General features: G+C 63.4%; 15 protein-coding genes. 3 read left to right on the top strand and 12 right to left on the bottom strand.

Annotated elements, in window-relative coordinates; genetic code table 11:
- Window positions 1–23: 23 nt before the first annotated feature.
- The 4 genes from QMG46_RS07595 to QMG46_RS07580 are packed head-to-tail and all read right to left on the bottom strand — an operon-like array spanning window position 24 to window position 4,433.
- Complete coding sequence (locus QMG46_RS07595; protein WP_281851890.1) at window positions 24–794, bottom strand: L,D-transpeptidase family protein; 771 nt, start codon at window positions 792–794, stop codon at window positions 24–26.
- The gene (locus QMG46_RS07590) at window positions 791–1,882 is read right to left on the bottom strand and encodes a dipeptide epimerase (RefSeq protein WP_281851888.1); all 1,092 of its coding nucleotides are present in this window, start codon (window positions 1,880–1,882) and stop codon (window positions 791–793) included. Before QMG46_RS07590 ends, QMG46_RS07595 begins: the two co-directional genes overlap by 4 nt.
- Window positions 1,879–3,285: a C40 family peptidase gene (locus QMG46_RS07585; protein ID WP_281851887.1), complete on the bottom strand. Its 1,407-nt coding sequence runs from the start codon at window positions 3,283–3,285 to the stop codon at window positions 1,879–1,881. The genes QMG46_RS07590 and QMG46_RS07585 overlap by 4 nt, the downstream gene beginning before the upstream one ends.
- Entirely contained in the window at window positions 3,282–4,433 is a 1,152-nt protein-coding gene (locus QMG46_RS07580; protein ID WP_281851886.1) for a DUF819 family protein, read from the bottom strand. The genes QMG46_RS07585 and QMG46_RS07580 overlap by 4 nt, the downstream gene beginning before the upstream one ends.
- Window positions 4,434–4,607: 174 nt before the next feature.
- Here QMG46_RS07580 and QMG46_RS07575 point away from each other — a divergent pair, with 174 nt between their 5' ends.
- A complete protein-coding gene (locus tag QMG46_RS07575; protein WP_281851885.1) occupies window positions 4,608–5,615 on the top strand; it encodes an alpha/beta fold hydrolase in 1,008 nt (335 codons plus the stop codon).
- 193 nt (window positions 5,616–5,808) lie between these two features.
- On the opposite strand, the gene QMG46_RS07570 is transcribed toward QMG46_RS07575, so the two are convergent.
- The 5 genes from QMG46_RS07570 to pdsR all read right to left on the bottom strand — a co-directional run bounded on the left by QMG46_RS07570 (window position 5,809) and on the right by pdsR (window position 11,525).
- On the bottom strand, window positions 5,809–6,480 hold the full coding sequence (locus QMG46_RS07570) for a hypothetical protein (RefSeq protein WP_281851884.1): 672 nt from the start codon (window positions 6,478–6,480) through the stop codon (window positions 5,809–5,811).
- Window positions 6,481–6,511: 31 nt separating this feature from the next.
- Window positions 6,512–7,987 (bottom strand): anthranilate synthase component I, encoded by a 1,476-nt coding sequence (trpE, locus tag QMG46_RS07565; protein WP_281851883.1) that lies wholly within the window; start codon window positions 7,985–7,987, stop codon window positions 6,512–6,514.
- Window positions 7,988–8,192: 205 nt separating this feature from the next.
- On the bottom strand, window positions 8,193–10,211 hold the full coding sequence (locus tag QMG46_RS07560) for an ATP-binding protein (RefSeq protein ID WP_281851882.1): 2,019 nt from the start codon (window positions 10,209–10,211) through the stop codon (window positions 8,193–8,195).
- A 19-nt stretch (window positions 10,212–10,230) separates the two neighbouring features.
- Entirely contained in the window at window positions 10,231–10,839 is a 609-nt protein-coding gene (locus QMG46_RS07555) for a hypothetical protein (protein ID WP_281851881.1), read from the bottom strand.
- Window positions 10,836–11,525 carry a proteobacterial dedicated sortase system response regulator gene (gene pdsR / locus QMG46_RS07550; RefSeq protein WP_281851880.1) on the bottom strand — a complete coding sequence of 230 codons (690 nt, stop codon included), beginning with the start codon at window positions 11,523–11,525 and terminating at the stop codon, window positions 10,836–10,838. The genes QMG46_RS07555 and pdsR overlap by 4 nt, the downstream gene beginning before the upstream one ends.
- A 181-nt stretch (window positions 11,526–11,706) precedes the next feature.
- Between pdsR and QMG46_RS07545 the strand changes: the two genes are divergently transcribed.
- Both QMG46_RS07545 and QMG46_RS07540 read left to right on the top strand, forming a co-directional pair.
- Window positions 11,707–11,829 (top strand): hypothetical protein, encoded by a 123-nt coding sequence (locus QMG46_RS07545; RefSeq protein WP_281851879.1) that lies wholly within the window; start codon window positions 11,707–11,709, stop codon window positions 11,827–11,829.
- A gap of 15 nt (window positions 11,830–11,844) precedes the next feature.
- Window positions 11,845–11,982 (top strand): hypothetical protein, encoded by a 138-nt coding sequence (locus tag QMG46_RS07540; RefSeq protein ID WP_281851878.1) that lies wholly within the window; start codon window positions 11,845–11,847, stop codon window positions 11,980–11,982.
- A 335-nt stretch (window positions 11,983–12,317) separates the two neighbouring features.
- Here the strand turns inward: QMG46_RS07540 and QMG46_RS07535 are convergent, their stop codons facing one another.
- From QMG46_RS07535 to QMG46_RS07525, 3 genes are all read right to left on the bottom strand, one after another.
- Window positions 12,318–12,596, bottom strand: a complete 279-nt coding sequence (locus QMG46_RS07535; protein ID WP_281851876.1) for a hypothetical protein — start codon at window positions 12,594–12,596, stop codon at window positions 12,318–12,320.
- A 500-nt stretch (window positions 12,597–13,096) separates the two neighbouring features.
- Complete coding sequence (locus tag QMG46_RS07530; RefSeq protein WP_281851875.1) at window positions 13,097–15,031, bottom strand: S8 family peptidase; 1,935 nt, start codon at window positions 15,029–15,031, stop codon at window positions 13,097–13,099.
- Between the two features lie 152 nt (window positions 15,032–15,183).
- Window positions 15,184–20,193: an ESPR-type extended signal peptide-containing protein gene (locus QMG46_RS07525; protein ID WP_281851873.1), complete on the bottom strand. Its 5,010-nt coding sequence runs from the start codon at window positions 20,191–20,193 to the stop codon at window positions 15,184–15,186.
- Between the last annotated feature and the right edge of the window lie 136 nt (window positions 20,194–20,329).

The following is a 20,329-nucleotide window of genomic DNA, read 5'->3' as shown; positions in this document are numbered from 1 at the left end:
CGGTTGGCGACAAAATGAAAATTTTACCGTGCGGGCAGGTCCCAACCCTTTTGCAGATTCCTGTACTGCGTCTGCGGCAGCAGCACAAAAATGGGCTGTTGTTTCGGGTCCAGCCATGCCAGAAGGCGCTCCATCACCGCACCATCCATCGCGGTGCAACCCGCGGTGGGGGTGTCGGGGGATTTCCATATGTGGGCGAAGATGCAGCTCCCCGCGCCGGGAGTGTCTGCGGCGTTGTGCTGGATGATGAAGCCCAGGCGATAGCGCTGGTCGCCATCGGCGTGCAGGTCGCGGCGCATCGGTTCGGTAGAGCCGGCGACGATGCTTGGGTCGGCGTTGCGGGTGTCGACGATCTGGTTGTAGAGCGGTGAACTCGGCACGTCGATGCAATAGTCGTCGACGTGCATGGCGCGATAGTCGAGCGCGGTGACCGCGTGGTCAGCGTAGCCAAAGGCATCGCCGATACGAAAAACGCCCGCTGCCGCGCGGCCGTCGCCTTCGCGCTTGATCGGGCCGTCGTGCGGCACGGGATTGATCCCCTGCCCCCAGGCACTGCCGGCACGGCCAACGACGGCGGCCTGCGGCTCCGATGCTGCCTGCCACACGCCGTCCTTGCGCGTATAGGTCTGCAGGCTGCCGTGATCGCTATTCCAGTCGGGCACGACGACCAGCACCATCTGGCTGGAGGACGCCCATGTCTGCGCCGGTTTGAGATTCTGCGTGCAACCGCTGAAGACGCCGATCAAAGCGACGAAGAAGAAACAAGCCAGCCGCTGGATAGTTTTGCGATTCATAGCCACTCCAGATGGCGGACTGCGCGAATGCCCAGCCCCGGCGTATGCGGCAAGTCGATGTGGGCACCGTCGAATCCCACGCCGCCATCCAGCGGATTCACCGCGCATAGCGCGGGCCCATCCAGATCGATCAGCGTGATGGTGTCCGGTCGCGCCGCGGCGACATGGGCCGCCGCAGTGACACTGATACCGCTTTCCAGCATGCAGCCCATCATGCACGGCACACCAAACTCTGCGGCGATATCGGCCATACGCAAGGCGCGTGCGATGCCGCCGGCTTTCATCAGCTTGATGTTGATAATATCGGCGGCGCGCTGGGTCAGCAGTGACCGCACTTCTTCGGGCCCGAAGGCGCTTTCGTCCGCCATGACCGGTGTCTCGACTCGCTCGACAATGTAACGAAGCCCATCGATGTCATGTGCCGGAACCGGCTGCTCGATCAGCTCGGGCAGCACCCCCGCACGCTCGAGCGTCTCCAGCATGTGCACCGTCTGCTGCGCGGTCCAGCCCTGGTTGGCATCCAGGCGCAGCGATGCGCGATCGCCAACGGCGGCATGGATGGCGAGCACGCGCTCGATATCCGTGTCGGCATGCTTGCCGAGCTTGATCTTCAATGCCATGAAGCCGCGTGCGATGGCCTGGATCGAATCGGCAACCATCGTGTCGATGTCGCCAACACTGATGGTGATATCGCTGATCAAAGGCGTCTCGTTGCCACCGAGCAGGTGATAAAGCGGCACACCGTGAAGCTGCGCATACAGGTCGTACAAGGCCATGTCGACGGCGGCCTTCGCACTGGTGTTCTTGGCGATGGCGCCTTGCACGGCTTGCGACAGGCCATCGATGTCTTCGATCTCGTGGCCGAGCAAGCGCGGGGCGATGTAGTGGCCAATGGCCTCTTTCAAGGAGGCATGCGTCTCACCCGTTATGGCTGCAGTAGGCGGTGCCTCGCCATAGCCGACGTGGCCGGTATCGGTACGCACCTGCACGACGATATCTTCCAGTTGCTCGACGGTGCGCAGGGCGGTCTTGAATGGGGTACGCAGCGGCAGCCGCAACATCGCCAGTTTTATCTCTACGACCTTCATGGCGCGCGATGCATGCTTACGATATCGGTGATGCGGTCGACATACGGCGTACCGTCGTCCGATAGCAGGGGCAAAAAGGGCGTGACGGAAACCTCGTTGAGCTTGATGCGTTTCACCTGCCCATCGGCATCGCGGTAGCTGACGCCTGCCGTGTCGTGAATGACATAGGGCTGGCCGTCGATACGGCCGATCACCATCATCACATGCCCAGGGATATAGATCAGGTCCCCGATCTGCAGCGACATCACCGCGCGCATTCGCGCCTCATGCGTGTCTGCCACCGAGAAGGCCCGCCCGTTCAGCGCCGGGCTGTGCGCCTGATCGCCGGTATTGCGCGGCAGCTCGACACCGAGACTGCGATAGACCTCCGAGGTGAAACCGCTGCAGTCGCGGCCATCGTAGTCATGACCCCAGCCGTAACGTTCACCGAGAAACTTGAAGCTTTGGCGAATCAGGTTAGCCGGTGTCATCGGCAGATAGTCCGACGCACTATCGGCGCTGCGTGGCAGCAGTGCATCGGCCAGGGTAAGTTGACCATCGCGATCGCGAAACGGCATCTGCAACACATGGCTGGTGTAGGCGTGCTGACCGTTGACGGGTTCGTCCGAAACCGCACGCTGACTGAGTGGAAAACGTGAGCCCATGTCGAGCTCCAGTTGCGATAACGCCGGCTGCTCGGGTGTGTACACGGTTCGCACTGTCGCCCCGGTCATCACGCGTGCCGGCGATGCGGCAGCATATCCGAGCACCACACTCCTGGTTCCTTCGGCAACGTAGCGCTCACGTACCCAGGCCGCATAACGCGGGCTGATTACGAACAGCCATTGGCCATCGCCGCTGGCGTGCGCAATCACTACTGGTGTTCCGGGAAACTCAGCCGTCTCCTGGAAGCGATCGATATCCGTATCGCCCAGCCGATTGAAGACTCGCGTGTCCGTCGGAAACGTGCGCAGCGGTGCACGCTGGACCACCAGGCCATATCGCGCGGCTTGCTCGTCAGGAATGCGATCCAGCGCGAGACTGTCCACCCAACTGTTACGTTGATTTTCCGGGATGGACTGGCCATGCTCGTCGTACAACACGCCGCTTGGCACTATCGAACGTTGCCCGATCCACGCCCTGATCTGCGCGCCGGTCAGCGTGGCCGGGAATGTGGCCAAGTCGTGCATGCTTGGATCGGAGCGGAGCAGACGCGCGTTCTGTGCACGACGCGCCTCGTCGCTCATCATCAGGCGATCGGCGTGACTTGCGCGGCGTACCCAGAACTCTGGTGACAGTCGCTCGGGATGAGCGGCCATAATGGCCACTGGCGACGTCGGCGCGTCCAGCGCCTGGGCAAAGCAAGGGATCACAGCCAGCAGTGAGGCCAGCAGCATTCCATACGTATGCTTGAAGATATTCATCCGTTTGCCAGCGCGCTCAGCACCTGCGCCACTAATAAACCAAAACCGGTACCCAGGATATAGCCGAGCAAGGCCAGCAATACACCCACCGGCACCAGACTGCGCGCGTACGATGCTGCCAGGACCGGCGTGGCGGCAACACCACCGATGTGCGCCAGCGAGGAAATGCCGCATAGATAGAGATCGAAATGAAACAGGCGTGCAAACAACGCAAGCAGCACGGCATGCACCGCAATGATGCAGATACCGCAGATCAGATAGATCGGCGCATCGCCGATACCGCTGAAGTTGCTTTGCGAAGCAAGCACGGCAACAACGCTGATCAGCATGGCGCTGGAAATCACATTGGCACCGGGAAAGCGCACCAGCGGCGTCATGCCGGCCACCAACCCCGCGGCTGTCGCCAGCAGGATCGTCCAGGTCGAGGCCGACACCATGCCCGACGCAGGAAGCCGCTCACCGAGCCACGCCGAGCCCGCTGCCACGGCCAGCGCCAGGCCGAGCCACAGCAAGACGCCATCGGGCGTGGCCGGGCCGTGCGTGCGCGTCGGCGCCACCACCATCTCCGCGCTGGAACGTGCGCGCGTCCAACGATTGAAAGCCGGTGCGAAGCGTGCCACGCCGAACAACACGGCCACCCACATCGAGTAGCACAAGGCATCGGTGAGCAATGAGAACGTGAGCTGCGAATCGGGCATGCCGATGGCCTGCTTCACCGCGATCATGTTCGCGGTGCCGCCCATCCAGCTTCCGGAAAGCGCCGCCAACGGCTGCCACGCGCTACCCGGCAGCCAGTGCCTGAAAGCGAGAAAAACCAGCACGAATGCCGCAAACAGACTGATCGCGGTGCAGGTGAACACCGCAAGTACGCGCGGTCCCAGCGCAAGAATGGCGCGCAGATCGCAGTTGATCATCAACAGGAACAGCAGCGCGGGAACCAGTTGCGCGACGATGGTCGCCTGCGCCGCACGAATGGCGTCGTTGACCTGCCAAAGCCCGACCACCGCGAGCGCCGTCACGCCCAGATAGGTCAGTACGATCGGCGGAAACACCTGGAACAGTCGCCAGTTGTAACGCCGCTCCAGCGCAGGAAACAAGCCGGCGGCCAGCAACATCAGGGCCAGGTAAGGCCAAACGGTCTGAATCACGAACACCTCTCGCCTTGCAGCTTCGGGCTATTGAAGCGCAAATCGTCCGCGGATCACACCGTAGACCTGCTCCGGGGCAAGCGATGTAAGCAAGACTGATAGGTACGGCATGCAAAATCCGGCGCGTGCCGGCTGGCTATACTGGCCTTCTTCAGCTTTTCGCCAGGAATGCCCATGCTTCGCCTCCTCGTCGCCGGGCTTGTGCTCGCTATGGCAGCCGCCACCGTCCATGCAGACGACACGCCCAAGGTCGCGCCGCTGGGCGCTCGCCTGGAGCACTACGACTATCCCTACCCCGTGCATTGGTTCGATGTGCACAGCCAGGGTCACGATTTGCAGATGGCCTATATGGACCTGCAACCGGCCAAGTCGAACGGCCAGGCGATCGTGCTCCTGCACGGCAAGAATTTCTGCGCACCCTACTGGACGGCGACCGCCGAACGGCTGCGCGACCAGGGCTATCGGGTGATCGTTCCGGACCAGATCGGCTTCTGCAAATCGTCCAAACCACGCGACTACCAGTACAGCTTTCATCAGCTCGCCGCCAATACGCATGGACTGTTGCAAAGCCTGGGTATCGACAAGAGCATCGTCGTTGCGCACTCGATGGGCGGCATGGTCGGCACGCGCTACGCGCTGATGTTTCCCGATGCGGTGCAAAAGCTGGTGCTGGTCGACCCGATCGGCCTGGAAGACTGGAAGGCCAAGGGCGTGCCGTGGCGCAGCGTCGACGACTGGTACAAGAACGAGCTGAAAACCAGCTACGCGACGATCAAGGCGTATCAGCTGAAGAGTTACTACGACAATCACTGGAAGCCGCAGTACGACCGCTGGGTGTTGTTGCAGGCCGGCATGTACGAAGGCGATGGCCGCGATACTGCTGCCTGGGCCGGTGCGCTGACCTACGACATGATCTATACCCAGCCGGTGGTGCACGAGTTGCCGAACATCAACGTGGCTACGGTGCTGATCATCGGTCAGGCCGATCGCACGGCTATTGGCCGGGACATCGCGCCGCCCGCTGTTGCGGCGAAGCTTGGCGACTACGTTGCGCTAGGTAAGGAGGCGGCCAGGGCGATTCCTGGTGCGCGGCTGATCCCGCTGGATGGTCTGGGGCACGCGCCGATGCTTGAGGCGCCGGAGCGGTTTTATCCGGCGTTGGATGATGCGTTGGGGCGTTGATGATGCCCGCTTAGAGCTGCAGGCTCGCTTCGCATCGCCTCTTGCGCCCCCTCACCCCAGCCCTCTCCCCCGGCGAAGCCAGGGGAGAGGGGGCACACTGAGGCAAGTTTGAACTTTGCGCGCTTTTAGCTCCCTCTCCCCTGGCTTCGCCGGGGGAGAGGGCCGGGGTGAGGGGGCTTTTGGCCTTCGGCAGCTACTTCCGCGGACCAAACGCCAACACATCAGCCGTATAGGTCTCAACAACCAGACTGAATGGCTGCTGGTCCTGCCGAAACAACACAGCGCGATGCTGCAGCACGTAAGGAGCAACCGCCATTGGCTTGCCGCTCGGCGGCGGCACCTTGGCATCCGTTTCCCATCCCTTCGGCAACGGCGACCACAACAACCCAGCGGACAACGTCTGGCGACGGAAACCCAATGGCTTGACCACCGTGCCGAACGGTACGTCCGAATGATCAAGCTGATAGTTCATTTCAGGCGTCAGCCGTGACGGCACGTACCAGTTGTCCGCGTCGGACAATACCCAGTCGCCGCACGCCAGCCGTACATGCCGATAACGCACCTCCTCGTCCGGGCCGATGCCCAGCAAGGTGCGGTCGTCGGTGGACAAGGGCTTGTCCTCACCCGTCACGCGATGCGCGACGATCTTCGCTTCCTGCGCCAGGTGATGCGCATCGCACCATTGCTGCAAGGTTTGCGTGGCGCTCGACTGGCTGAGCAGATTCGCGTTCAAGGTCTGCAGCAACGCCAGTACCTGGGTGCGTTCGAGTGCGGTATCGCGCCATACCGGACCGGCCGGCTCACGCGCACTGGCAACGATGGAGAGCAACATCAGCGGAACGAAAACAAAACGAGAAATGCGCACGAAGACTCCTCGGCGATGATCAGGACGGCACTCATAGGCCCTTGGCCGCTTGTGCCACGGCGCGGAACAGCGCGCGTCCCTTGTTCATGGTTTCTTCCCATTCTGCCGCCGGATCGGAGTCGTAGACGATGCCGGCACCCGCCTGCACATGCAGGCGGCCATCCTGGATAACCGCAGTACGAATGGCAATTGCCGTGTCGGCATCGCCCCACCAGCCGATCCAACCGATCGCGCCGGCGTAGATATTGCGCTTGTAGGGCTCGAGTTCCTGGATGATTTCCAATGCACGAATCTTCGGCGCGCCGCTCACGGTACCGGCGGGGAATGTCGCCTTGAGCACGTCCATATAGCTCATGTCCTGACGGAACGTGCCCTGCACTTCGGAAACGATATGCATGACGTGCGAATAACGTTCGATCACGAACGACTCGGTTACTTCCACCGTGCCGGTCTCGCTGATGCGACCCACATCGTTGCGGCCCAGGTCGATCAGCATGACGTGTTCGGCGCGCTCTTTCGGATCGGCCAGCAGATCCGCTTCCAGTGCCTTGTCTTCGGCCTCGGTCGCGCCGCGCTTGCGCGTGCCGGCGATCGGTCGAACCACCACCTTGCCTTCCTTCAGACGCGCCAGAATCTCGGGCGAGGAGCCGACGATCTGTGTATCGCCCAGATCGACGAAATACATGTAAGGCGACGGGTTCATCGCGCGCAACGCACGATAGACATCCACCGGGCGTGCATTGAAACCGACGCTCAGACGCTGCGAAGGCACCACCTGGAACACTTCGCCCGCGCGGATGTATTCCTTGGCACGCTCGACCACGGCTTCGAATTCGTCGCGCGTGAACGAGGATTTGAAATCGCTTTCGTCCAGTGCCACCGACTGGGTCTGCTGCGGATAGGCCGAGCCACCCTGGCGCAGGCGGTAAACCAGCGCATCGAGTCGGCGCTGCGCTTGTGCGTAGGCCTGCGGCTGGGTCGGATCGGCATGCACGATCAGGTAGAGGCGACCCTTGAGGTTGTCGAACACCGCCACTTCTTCGGCCAGCATCAGCAGCACATCGGGCGTGCCCAGCTCGTCGGGTCGATCCCATTGCGCCAGGCGCGGCTCGATATAGCCGATCGTCTCGAAACCGAAGTAGCCGACCAAGCCGCCGCTGAATACCGGCAACTGTGGTAAGCGCGGCACGTCGAACTGCAGGCGCAGTTTTTCGATTTCGGCGAGCGGGTCTTCAAGGTGCCGGCGCTCGACGATCTCGCCGGCGTCTTCCACTTCCAGCTCATGCCCGCGCAGGCGATATACCCGACGCGCCGGCAAACCGATCATCGAATAGCGTCCCCACGTGGCGCCGCCCTCGACCGATTCGAACAGGAAGGTATACGGGCCATCGGCCAGCTTCATGTACACCGACAGCGGGGTATCGAGGTCGGAGAAAACCTCGCGCACCAGCGGAATGCGGGTATGCCCCTGCGCCACCAGCGCGTCGAATTCGTCTCGGGAAATCACGTGGGGAGAATCTCGAATGGCCAGAACGGTGAAAACGGCCATTGTAGGGGTTGGCGAGCTTGTGTGGCCAAGAGCCCCCCTCACCCCAACCCTCTCCCCCGGCATAGCCGGGGGAGAGGGAGCAAAAGCGCGTAGTATCGAAGGCTTGCCTCAGTGCGCCCCCTCTCCCCTGGCTATGCGGGGGGTGAGGGGGTGGCTCTTGAACTTAAAGTCTCGCGCGCGGCATGCCATGCAGACGCAGTGTGAAAGTCACGCCGCTCCCATCATCCAGGTTGCGCGCCTCGGCATTGCCACCGTGTCGCTCGGCCACCAGGCGCACCACATACAGCCCGAGCCCCAGATGCGGCGCATCGCCCGGGGTGGCTTTGTCGCGCAGGCTGACCAGCGAATCGAACAGGCGGCCCTGCATCGACGCGGGCAGCGGCGGGCCCTGGTTGGCCAGTTCGATCTCCGCGCCATCCGCACCGCCGTCGCTCCATGGGCGCAGGCTGAGCGCCAGCCAGCCGTCCTCGGGCGTGAACGACAGGGCGTTGTCCAGCAATTTGTCCAACGCCTGCGCGATCAGTTCCGGCGCGCAGTGCAAATGTAACGGCGTCTCGGGCACCTCGCAGCGCAGGCTGCGCGCGCCCACCAGCGGCCGATAAGCATCGGCGCAACCCCGCACCACTTCGACCAGGTCGACATCCTCGGGCTCAGCCGCGGCGATGGAACGCTCCATCCGGCTGGCTTCGCTCATGGCGCGCACCAGCGCGCCCAGCCGCGCGACGCCGTCACGTGCCCGCGCCATATACGGCTGTGCCTCGACCGGCATTGCATGGCGCTCCTGCAAGGCGTGCTCGAGGTTGTCGAGCGAGGATTTGACGATCGCCAGGGGCGTGTTGAGCTCGTGCGACAGCTTGGACGCCAAGGTGCGCAGATAGTCGGTATAGCCGCCGACGACCTCCAGCAGATTTTCAAAGCTGCGCGCCAGATCGCCGATTTCATCTTCCGCATCGGTCATCGGGAAGCGACCTTCCAGACGTCCATCGTTCAATTGCGCGCGTTCGGCGGCATCGCGCAGCCGGCCCAGGCGCAGACTCAGCCGTGTAGCGAATGCGAGCAGGATGCCGCCGGCTACCAGCAGAACGCCGAAACTGGTCAACAGCAAACCGAACAGCGCGCGGTTGGCGAGCAAAGGGACGGCACGGCTGGACTGTTCGAGCAGCAACACGCCATCGACCTTGCCGTTGCGCTGAATCGGCACCGCGGCGGCCAGCACCACACTGCCGCGCGCTTCGCCCTGGCGCCAGACGCTGGCAGGCGATCCATGGGCGGCCTCCTGCACTTCGGCCAGCTCAAGACGTGGCGCATCTTCGGACCACAGCGCGGCATCATCGAGACGGTTGGCCAGCAGCGAACGATAAATCAGCGACGCGAACCAGCCGGGCTGCTCGCGCGCCAGTGCCGCGCTGGAAAGATGCCCGCCCTGGGCCAGCAGCCAGCCTTGCGGCGCCAGCACGCGCGCGCGTACGCCACTCGGTACCAATTGCACGAGTTCATCGGAAAGCTGGCGCGAGTAGCTGAGCAGCGGGCGTTCCTCAACGGCGAGCGGCTGTGTATCGCCAGCGGCAGCATCGAACACGCCCAGGCCGAGCTGCTGTAAAGGACGCGGGATGCGCGCTTCGACGCGATAACCGCTGCCGTCCTCCTGCCATTGCACGGTGAGCTGATCGGGCAGGCCGTCCACTGACGGATCCAGCGGCAACGCAGTCACGGGACCGGGCGCCGCGCTGGCAATGAGATAGCGGCGCTGTTTGCCGTCGTTGCCCAGGGTCAGCACCACATGGTCGGCGGCCAGAGCATTGGCGTCGCCGCTATCGGCGCGCGTTCGGCGGGTACTGCGCACATCCAGGTAGAAATACAGCCAGCGATCGTCCTCGGCCAGTAACAGCTTGGCACGCGAACCGAGCGGCTGGCTCCACGGCGTCATCGGCGCCCAATCGTCGCCGTAACCGTCGACGGTGATCGGCGTCGGCGCGTTCTGCACATACCAGACCTTCTGCCCGGTGGTCGGCAACTCACCGCCGAGCACCACGCTGCGCGCGACCGCGCCGGCCGACGCGGTCAAGGCCTGCGCCTGCCCGCTGCGCAGCAGTTCTTCCATCTGCCGCACATACAGCCAGCCGGCCACTGGCAAGGCCAGTGTGCACAGCGCAACCAATAAAAGTTTGCGACGCAGGCTCATGCGCTAAGGCTACGCTGACTCAAGACTTTCCCTTGGGCTTTCCCTTCGATGAGCCCTCGGCAGGCGCCGAATGCTTGTCTTCGTAGACCATATAGCTGCTCTGCGCGACCACCTGGCGAAACAGATCGATCGCCTGCTGACGGTTCGCCGTGTTGGCTGCGAGTGTCATCGACCAGCTCAGGCGAATGCCGGTCGATTCACCCGGATCGCAGAACACCACCACGTCGTCGACGTGGTCGCTGCCCTGATAAAGACTGCCGTTGCAGGTCATCGGCTTGCTCGTCTGCACCGCAAACGGCTGGAACGTGCCGGCCGGATCGCGCTGCAGGTAGTGCTTGCGGTCATCCTGCCATTCGGCTTCCAACGTCGGCAGTTTGCGCGGCCAGACATTGAGCACGATCACCTGGTCTGGCTCGCCGGTCCACTCGCCGCGATAGATCACCAGGTTCACGCCGATGGCGCGCGCGTACTGGCAACAGTCGGTGGTCCACTCCTTCGGCACGCTGGTGGAAATCGCCCAGCCCGGTGTCTTGCCGCCGGCTTTGCCATAAGCGATGACACCGTCGGCCAGCGCTTGCGATGCCACCAAGATCCACAGCAGGCCGGCCAGAAACAGCCTTGGCCTCATGGCCGCCACCGGTAGCCCACGCCGTGCACGGTTTCGATCGCATCGAACTCCGGCGCGATCGCATTGAATTTCTTGCGGATGCGCTTGATGTGCGAGGTGATGGTGGCGTCGTCGACCACCAGCTCGGCTTCGCGCATGAGCTGGTCGCGATTTTTCACGTGGCCGGGGAAGCGCACCAGCGTGTGCACCATCCAGAATTCGGTCACCGTAAGCGGGATCTCGACATCGCCCCAGGTGATGCGCATGCGCTCGGATTCGAGCTTGAGCGGACCGTGCTCGATCACCGTCTCGCTGGAGGCTGGCGCCTTCAACGACTCGATGCGACGGAACAACGCCGCAATGCGCGCGGCCAGCTGGTGCAGGCTGGTGTCTTTGCTCAGGTAGTCGTCCGCGCCCAGGCGCAGGCCGGAGATCACGTCGAAATCGGAATCGCGTGCGGTCAGAAAGATGATCGGCAAGGTGGCCGACTTGGCGCGCAGCTCGCGGCAAAGATCGAAACCGCCCTCGGGCTCGTCGCCCAGGCCGATATCAATGATCACCAGCTCGGGCAGGCGCATGGCGAAGGCGGTCGAAGCCTCCTGGCGCGAACCGTAACCACGCGTGTCGTAGCCGAAGCGATGCAATGCCTCGACGTAGTTGGCGCGGATCAGGGGTTCGTCTTCGACGATGGCAATGCTGCGGCCCATGTGGCGGCGTTTCCTCTGGATGACGGGCGCCAGGGTGCTATGGCACGGCCTCTTACGCAAGTTGTAGGAAAACCCTGTCAGCGTTTTGTCAGATGCTGTCGCTCGAACGCCCGACTTGCGTCCTTTCATCCGCCGCGCCGGGCGCTTTCATAGGCAGCAAGCCCCCAACGACAACTCTCCCATGAGCAAGCCCGACATCGTCCCAGTCGATCCCAACGCCGAATTGCACAGCTTCGAACCGTTGCGCATCGCACTGGCCACTGGCGCCTTGCTGTTCGGCCTGCTGGTGCTGGCCCTGCACTGACATAAGGAGAACGTCATGCCCCATGAATTTCACTTCTTGCCAGGGACGGTGCCAGGGATGACCGTGGAAGCCCAGGCGGCTGGCGCACCAGGATGTGCGCTAGCCGGAGGCGAAGAGCCCGACCCGGATTGGCAGCCCCTGCTCAATCGTTAAATAGCCGTTATAACCCCCGCAATCCCTCGACCCGTTCGACTTTCCTCAGCCCCCGCTTGAGTTCCAGCCCCGCCATGCGGGGCTTTTTTTTGCGATCGCAAGAAGGCGGGGAACCTCGGCGCAAAGACCGTGTCCAAGCTTGCGGAATGACGCTGCACCGTGCGTGCCGTGGAAAGCTGCAGCGGCTGGTTCAGGCTCCAAGCGCCAGTCGCGCGCACAACGCAGCGTCATACCGGACCTTCTTCATGGTCTCCTCAATGCGTCATCAATGACGACGCTTTTCCCGACGCCTTCCCCGGCGTCGGGATTTTTATGTGCGGTCGAGGCCGCTACTTTCAGTGCAGCGCGGCTTTGCCTACCGCCACCTGTGCGGCAATCGCGCCGGAAATCGCATCGCCGGCCTTGGCGTTCTGCAATAGCGCGCCATAGACCGCATTGAGATCGCTTTGCAGCTGCTTTTTCGCTGCAGCGCTCATGCCATTGCGGATACCGCCGCCGATACCGCCACCAACCACTTCCCATATCTGTGGGTTGTGCAATGCAGCCAGTGCAATGATGCCGTATTTCTCGATCATCCCTTCCAGGGTCAGCGCTGCTTTTCGTTGCGTAGCCATGTCGTACACCTCCATTCCGCGCACCATGCGCAGATAGCAGGCGAACGCTACGCCTGTAACGTGTGTGATACAGCTAGCCATGCGCTCTAGAACGTTTGCCGCGGAAAGGCCTCGCGTTATCGAGGAATAGCCTGATTTTGCAGGAGCGACTTCAGGGAGCCTCGAATAACCCCTCCTACTCGTCATTCCGGCGCAGGCCGGAACCCAGTGGCTTTGCGATCGATTATCGCGAGAGTCTGCAAAAGTCGGCTCTATCGCGAAAACTGAAAACCGATGTCACTGGGTTCCGGCCTGCGCCGGAATGACGATGGGAAGACTGAGGTTATTCGAGGCTCCCTTCAGTCGCGACAGGCCGTGACGTAACCGTGGGTCGCGACTGAAGTCGCTCCTACAACGATTGCATTTGCCGCGACAACGGCAAGCGTGACGGAACTTCTGATTGCCCAAAAAAAGAATCCCGGCCGCGCCGGGATTCTTTCGTCACACTTTTCGATGCGCGATCAGGGCGCCGTATAGGTAGCCATCACCGATACATTGCTGAACGCATTCTTGGCCAGAACACGGACGTAGTACGTCGTTGCCTGCGGATTGCTCACCACCACCGCCTCGCTGTTACCCGGCTTGTCCGACGTGAAGTCGGCGCCTTCGCCAAGCCTGCCGGGCGCCGCGCCCGCCTTCACGTACAGCGTCGCATCGCCGGTACCGCCGAAGCTGCGGATATTGAGGCTGCGTGCGCCGGCCGGCACGTCGATGGAGTACAGCAAGCTTGCACCGGTGCCACCGGTCTGGCTGCCCAACACGCTGCCGCGCGTCAACGCAATCACCGGTTCGTCACCGCCACCGTTGTCGTTGCCCAACGCACTGTTGACGGCGGCATACGCGTTGACGATACCCGCGCCCACCGGCTGGTCAGGCGCCGCCGGGAAGGGGCGCGCGGTGGTGGTCAACAAGCTCCTGATCGTATCGGGCGATGGCGTGGCCAGCCCGGCTTCCCTGGTCGCGCTGAGGATCAGGGCCACCGTGCCTGCAACATGCGGCGTAGCCTGCGAGGTACCGGCCATACCGCCATAAGTTGCATTGCCCGGTGTCGTCGTACCGGCATTGATCGCCGACCATACGAAACCATCATTGGTCGGTGTGCCGCTGCTGCCGTCATTCGGATAGACACCGCCGCCGGGCGCGGAAATCGTTACGCCCGATCCGTAGTTCGAGTAGTACGCGCGCTTGCCGGTAATGCCGTTGGATGCCACCGCAATGACGCCCGGGCAACTTGCCGGCGAAAACTGCGATACGTCTGCGTTGCTGTTACCGGCGGCGACCACCACGGTCGTACCCCGGCTGATCGCACCAGCAATCGCCTGCCCGGTGACGCTGCTGGCAGTGCACGACCCGCCGCCGCCCAGGCTCATATTGATGACTTGTGCCGGGTTCTGGTTATCCGGCACGCCATCGACATGACCGCCCGAGGCCCACACGATCGCATCGGCGATATCGGAGGTATAGCCGCCGCAATGACCAAGCACACGCACCGGCAACACCCTGGCATGGTGTGCGACACCGGCCATACCGACACCGTTATCGGTCAGTTCGGCTACCGTGCCCGACACGTGCGTGCCGTGCCAGGAGCTGTCGTCACCGGGATCGCCGACATTGCGGCATTCCGCGTAGGCGTCTCCGGTCGTCCAGTCACCCAGATCCCAACCACCGGCCACGCGATCGTCGGTGTCACGTCCGGAAACGAAGGCATCGCTGATGAAATCGTAACCAGCATCGGCGAGGGACAAGTCGATGTCCGGATGCTGCGTGATGCCGGTATCGAGGACCGCAACGGTCACGCCGTTGCCATCGGCCAGATCCCAGGCGTTATTGATGTTGGCGCCACCGGTCGCATTGCTGAAATGCCATTGGTACTGCGCGTAGAGCGGATCGTTAGGCGTGAATGTCTGTGGCGTCACAGCGGCCTTCGATGCGAGTGCGGCCGGCGCGGCGATATCGCGCACGGCATGCATCATCACATCCGGCTCGACGTGGGCAACCGCCGGATCGGCGGCAATCTGTTGCATCAAGGTATTGGCCTCGCTCGCGCTGAGCTTGCGCGACGAACGCACCAGTTCGGAACCGGTGGCCAGCTTGCGCTGATGCGACAGCGTCAATGACGCCAGCGCCTGGCCGCTTGCACTGCGCGTGGCCCGGTCAAGACCGGCGCGACCCACAGCAGCATTGACGTTCTGCAAGGCAGCACCCGAGTTGCTGCGCTCACGTGTGCCATCGCGATACGTGACGATGAAACGGTTGTAGTTCAGCGTTGACTGCGAGGCAATCGCCGTCATCTTTGCTACGGCAATCTGCGGCGCATCAGCAGCCTGAATAGAGGGAATGGCCAAAGCCAGCGACGCGGCCAGAACGCTAAAACGGATGGAGTGAAACGACTTCATTCTGTGCTCCCCAAAAGAGGTAATCGATGAACGGGCCGATGAGCCCATGAGTAGCCGGGCGATGCGTTCGACCCGGCTCAAGGGCCGCGTCCGTACACCGGACGCAGCCATGTAAAGCCAGTCGACAGGCGCGAGGTAGCCGCGCCTTCGCCTTACCAGCCGAAGCTGACGCCGACCGTGCCGCTGGATTCGCCGCCCCCCGAGACGGTTCCACCCACCAACACCGCGCCATTGCCCGGAATGCGACGGGCATAACCCACCGCCAACGCCCCTTGACCGCGGTAGCCGCCTACGGCCGCGCTGACACGGTTGTCGTTGCCTGGAGCCGCAGCAATGGCACCGGCCATGCCGGCGAGCGCCGAACCCATCGCACCGACGCGATTCAGGCGCGTGTCCAAGCCGTTGAAACGCGTATTGACGTCGGACTTGAAAGCATCGAAATCGCCGCTCGACACCAGGCCCGCGGTTTTTTGATCCGTATACGACTTGGCCTGGTCCAGCGTCTGCGATGCCGTGGCATCGGTGTAGTTCTTGGCGGTCACCAGAGCCTCCTGCACCTGACCGACGTTCGCCGCATCCGTGTTGGCAACACCGGCAGCGACATTGCTGACTACTGCCGGGCTCGCCGCGGCGGCACCTGACGACGCGGCGGGTGCCGCTTCCGGCGTCGGCACCTGGACCGGTGCAGCCGCCGCTATCGCTTCGGTCCGGGCGGGACGCGACTGCGCGCTGTCGTTGACAGTGCCACCCTCCAGCGCACCCACGCGATGATCGAGCTCACCCAACTTTCCATCGACCGCACTGAAGGCATCGCCGACGCTGTAATACGTGGAACCCTGGATGTTGTACATCGGCCCCATCAGCCCTGATGCCGTCATCGCCGCACCACCGCCCAACATCTGCGCCACCTGATCGCCCACGTCGTACAGCTGGCCGCCATTGACGGCGTCCATGCTGCCCGTCCTGATCGCACCTGCCGCGACGTTGCTCAGCGTCGTGCCATTGGCAGCATCGAACGTCAGCTTGCCGTGACTGGCATCGTCGTACTTGGCGACATTGGCCATGTCCGCACCGACACCGCTGATCGCATCATTCAACTGTCCAACGTTGACGGCATCGGTATCTTCCGTACCCGCGGCCACATTGATGATCTGCCGGTTGATGGCTTTCAACGGCGTGCCATTCAGTGCAGTCCAATCCTTGGCGGCACCCACCGATACGCTGTTTTCGCGATCGGTGAACGAGCCATAGCCCAGGGCCACACTATTGTCCGCGTGCGCCATGGAATAGCCGCCCACGGCGGTCGAGTAGTAATCGAGCGCCTTGGCCTGGGCACCCAAAGCCGTGGAGAAGCCACTCAGCGCCCAACTGTTGTAGCCGATCGATGTGGTATTGGCCGTCGCGGCCCAGCTGCTTGCACCGAAGGCACTGCTGAATTCACCGTTCGCGGCCGACCACATACCGGATGCTGTGCTATTGCCCTGGGTCGCCTGGGCAAGATAGCCGAACGCCGATGCGCCGACGCCCGATGCCTTGGCCGTGACGCCAACAGCGAGGGACAGCGTACCGGTCGCGGAACTTCCATCGCCGATCGCCACACCCTGATAACCACTGGCAACTGCGTTGTTTCCGAACGCCAGAGCGGATATCCCGCTCGCATTCGCACTGTTGCCCAAGGCCACGCTGGATGCCCCACCGGCCGAGGCGTAGCTGCCTACGCTGGTCGCGTTGCTGGCACTGCTCTGCGCATTGGCACCCACCGCCACACTGCCGTCGCCCATGGCCACGCTGCCGTAACCTAGCGACGTGCTTTGCTCACCCAGCGCTACCGCTCCGCTGCCAAACGCGGACGAGCCCGCGCCGGCCGCATAGCTGCCTGAACCAGCCGCCGTGGCGTACTGGCCATCGGCGAGTGCGTCGTCGCTTCCATCCGGATTGCCATTGGCCTTGAAGTAATGGCTCGCGCTGCCGGTGGCATCCTTGAGCTGCGCCACGTTCACCGCGTCGGTGTCCTGCGTGCCGGCGGCGACGTTGGTGATCTGGCGTTCCGCGCCGGCGCTGCCTACCGAAACCGTGTTGTCGCGGTCGGCGATCGAGAATGCGCCCAGCGCTACCGCGTTGTTTCCATAAGCCCCCGATTGCGCACCAAGCGCCACGCTGCCCTTGCCGCCCGCATAAGCGTAGGTGCCGACGGCAATACCGTCGTCGGCATCGGTCAGGGCGACCGTACCGAGCGCGATCGAGTTGCGTCCATAAGCCTGGGCGCCATCGTCGTAAGCGCATATTTCGCCATCGGGGCACTTGAGGAAACTTCCCAGTGCAATCGAGCCATCACCGTAAGCGCGCGCCATGGCGCCAATGGCCGTCGACAATTCACCCGTCGCGCCTGCATAGCCACCAACCGCCAGCGCGCCTCGATTGACGGCATAGCTCTGCGCGCCGATGGCAGTCGATACGTCACCTAACGCCTGGGTCTGGGTACCGATCGCCGTAGCGTATTGGCCAGTTGCCTGCGCATCGCTTCCGTAGGCACTCGCCAGGAAATTCGTGGCAGTGCTCCTCTGGCCCGATGCGACGGCGCCCTCGCCCTCGATCCGCGCATCATCCGTGCCGTCATTGAGACCATCGGCCTTGAAATAGCGGTTCAAGCTTCCCGTGGCCGCGTTGAGCTGATCGAGGTTGACCGCGTCGGTGCCCATGGTCCCTGCGGCTACATTGGTGATCTGACGATCGATGGCCTTGAACACCGTGCCATCCAGACCCTGCCAATCGTGTGCCGCACCCACCGACACCGAATTGGGGCGATCGGCCAGCGAGCCCTGGCCCAGCGCGACGCTGTTATCGCCCTGCGCCCAGGCATTGGCGCCGACGGCGGTGGCGTTGTCGCTCACGCCCCAGGCGTTGAAACCCAGCGCGGTGCTCTGCTTGCCCTGGGCCCAGCTTTCCGCGCCAAACGCACTGCCCGATTCGCCAGCCGCCGTGTTGTAACCCGTGGCGGTGGCATAGGTGCCGACGGACGAAGCATTGACGCCTACGGCCGTGCTGAACACGCCGTTGACATTGGCACCCGTACCGACCGCAGTGACGCTGTTGCCTTCCGCGCGAGCGGCATAGCCCAGCGCGGTGGCGGCGTAACCATCGGCAATACTGAAGACCCCGAAAGCGGCGTTATACAAACCGGTAGCCCTGGAAAGCGCACCCACCGTCGTATTCATCGTGCCGGTGGTCACGGCACCGTTGCCGAGGGCCACCGCCATGAAACCCTCGCTCGATGCATTGACGCCGATGGCGACATTGGTGCCGCCTGAGTACGCGTGTGAGCCGATAGCGATGGATGGCCCGCTCACCGTCTGCGCCGAGTCACCGATGGCGACACTGGAATCGCCGGCACTTTGCGTACCGACACCATAGGCAACGCTGTTGTTGCCGCTGGCTGTACTACCGTAGCCGGCTGCGGCGCTGAACTGGCCAAGCGCAACCGCACCATTGCCCAGCGCGCTGGCGCCCTGTGCCAACGCCGCACTACCGCCGCCGATGGCGGTCGCATAATCGCCCAGAGCGGCGCTTTGATGGCCATAGGCGGAAGCCTGCGCACCGTCGGCCGTACTGAGCGCACCACCTGCCGTACTGCCCTCGCCATTGGCCAGCGATCCACGACCCAGCGATGTCGCGTCAGCGGCAAGTGCCGTCGCACCGGCGCCGATAGCCATGGCACCGGCACCGCTTGCGCCGGCGAGGTTTCCGACGGCCAAGGCGTTGGTGCCCTGGGCAAACGTCGCTTCGCCGACGCCAGGCATGCCATCGCCGTTCGTGTCGGTCCACTGGCTACCACCGATCGCCACGCTTCCGTCGCCTTCGGCGGCGGCGTTGTAGCCGACAGCAACACTGTGCTGCCCGTTGGCGAAGCTGTTTGAGCCTACACCTACCGCACCGGTGCCGACCGACGTCGCATAACCGCCCAGTGCCACGCCGAAGTCGCCGTTGACGGCCAGCGAGTTTGCGCCAAGCGCCACGCTCGCCTCGCCGTTGGTGCCGGCACCGAAGCCGCCGACGAAACTGCCATTGCCCAGCGCGATCGTGCCGCCACCAATCGCGGTCGAGCCGGTACCCGATGCCTGGCTCAGCGCGCCGATGGCGGTCGCCGCCTGGTCGGCATCTGCCGAAGCATGTGCGCCGACTGCCGTGTTGCCGAAACCAAGGCTCTCCGAGCCCTGGCCGAGCGCCACCGAAGAATCACCGAACGCGACAGCGCCCTGACCGAAAGCAGCCGCGCCGATACCCGCGGCGATGCTCTGCGCACCCACGGCCACGGCAGCGTTGTTGACAGCCTGAGCGCTGCTGCCTATCGCGATAGCGCCATTGCCATCGATAACCGCGTCATCGCTACCGTCGCCAGCGCCATCGGCCTTGAAATAGTGCTTGGCATCGGAAACATCCGTCGCCACCGCGTCGAGCTGTGCCTTGTTTACGGCGTCGTTGGCCTGCGTGCCGGCCGCGACGTTCGTGATCTGGCGCGCGCTGTTGGCATTACCGACCGATACCGAATTGGCACGATCGGCGATCGAACCGGCCCCCAGCGCCACCGCATTTTGCGCCTGTACCTGACTGCGCGAACCGATGGCCGTGCCATTGGCGGCATTGTCGTTGACCCGCGCGTCGTAACCGAGCGCTGTTGCCGCATTGGCACGCGCCTGCGAGTTGGAACCCGCTGCCGTCGCCGTCGCCTGCAACGCCTGCGCATTGGCACCCAGGGCCGTCGCATTGGTCTGCGCTGCATTGGCGTTGTTGCCAAAGGCAGACGCGCTGACCTTGGTTGCACGCGCATTGGCACCGAACGCGCTGCTGCCATCGGCAATCGCCTGTGCGCCATTGCCGATGGCGGTCGCGCTGCGTGCGGCCACGGTGGCGCCACCATCGGCGTAGCTGCCGTTATCATCCGGCACGCCCTGCAACGAAGCCTCAGTGGATTTTTTCTCCTTGGTTGCATCCGCCGTAGTCGCCTGCGCACCGCTGGCAGCGATAGCCGCCGACAACGCGATCGCACCCACCGCTGCACGCATCCGGCGCGACGAACCTCCCTTTCCGCTGGCGCGTGCGAACTCCGACGCGACGACCAACGTCCCCAGAGACCTGTTCCAAACCTTGCTATAAATCTTGTTCACTGTGGGTAACTCCCCATAAAGAGCTTGACGGATAGATCGAGTACGCCGTGCGGCAGGCCATGCCCCGTTTGCGGCGTATCTCCGTCACTCATTGCCGCCCCCCGACGTCGAATGCGTGAACCGTGCGGCCCCTTGC

The organism is Dyella sp. GSA-30 (assembly GCF_027924605.1).
GTDB lineage: Bacteria > Pseudomonadota > Gammaproteobacteria > Xanthomonadales > Rhodanobacteraceae > GSA-30.
Note: the sequence above shows the minus strand (reverse complement) of the source record. Positions and strands in the feature narration are given on the sequence as shown.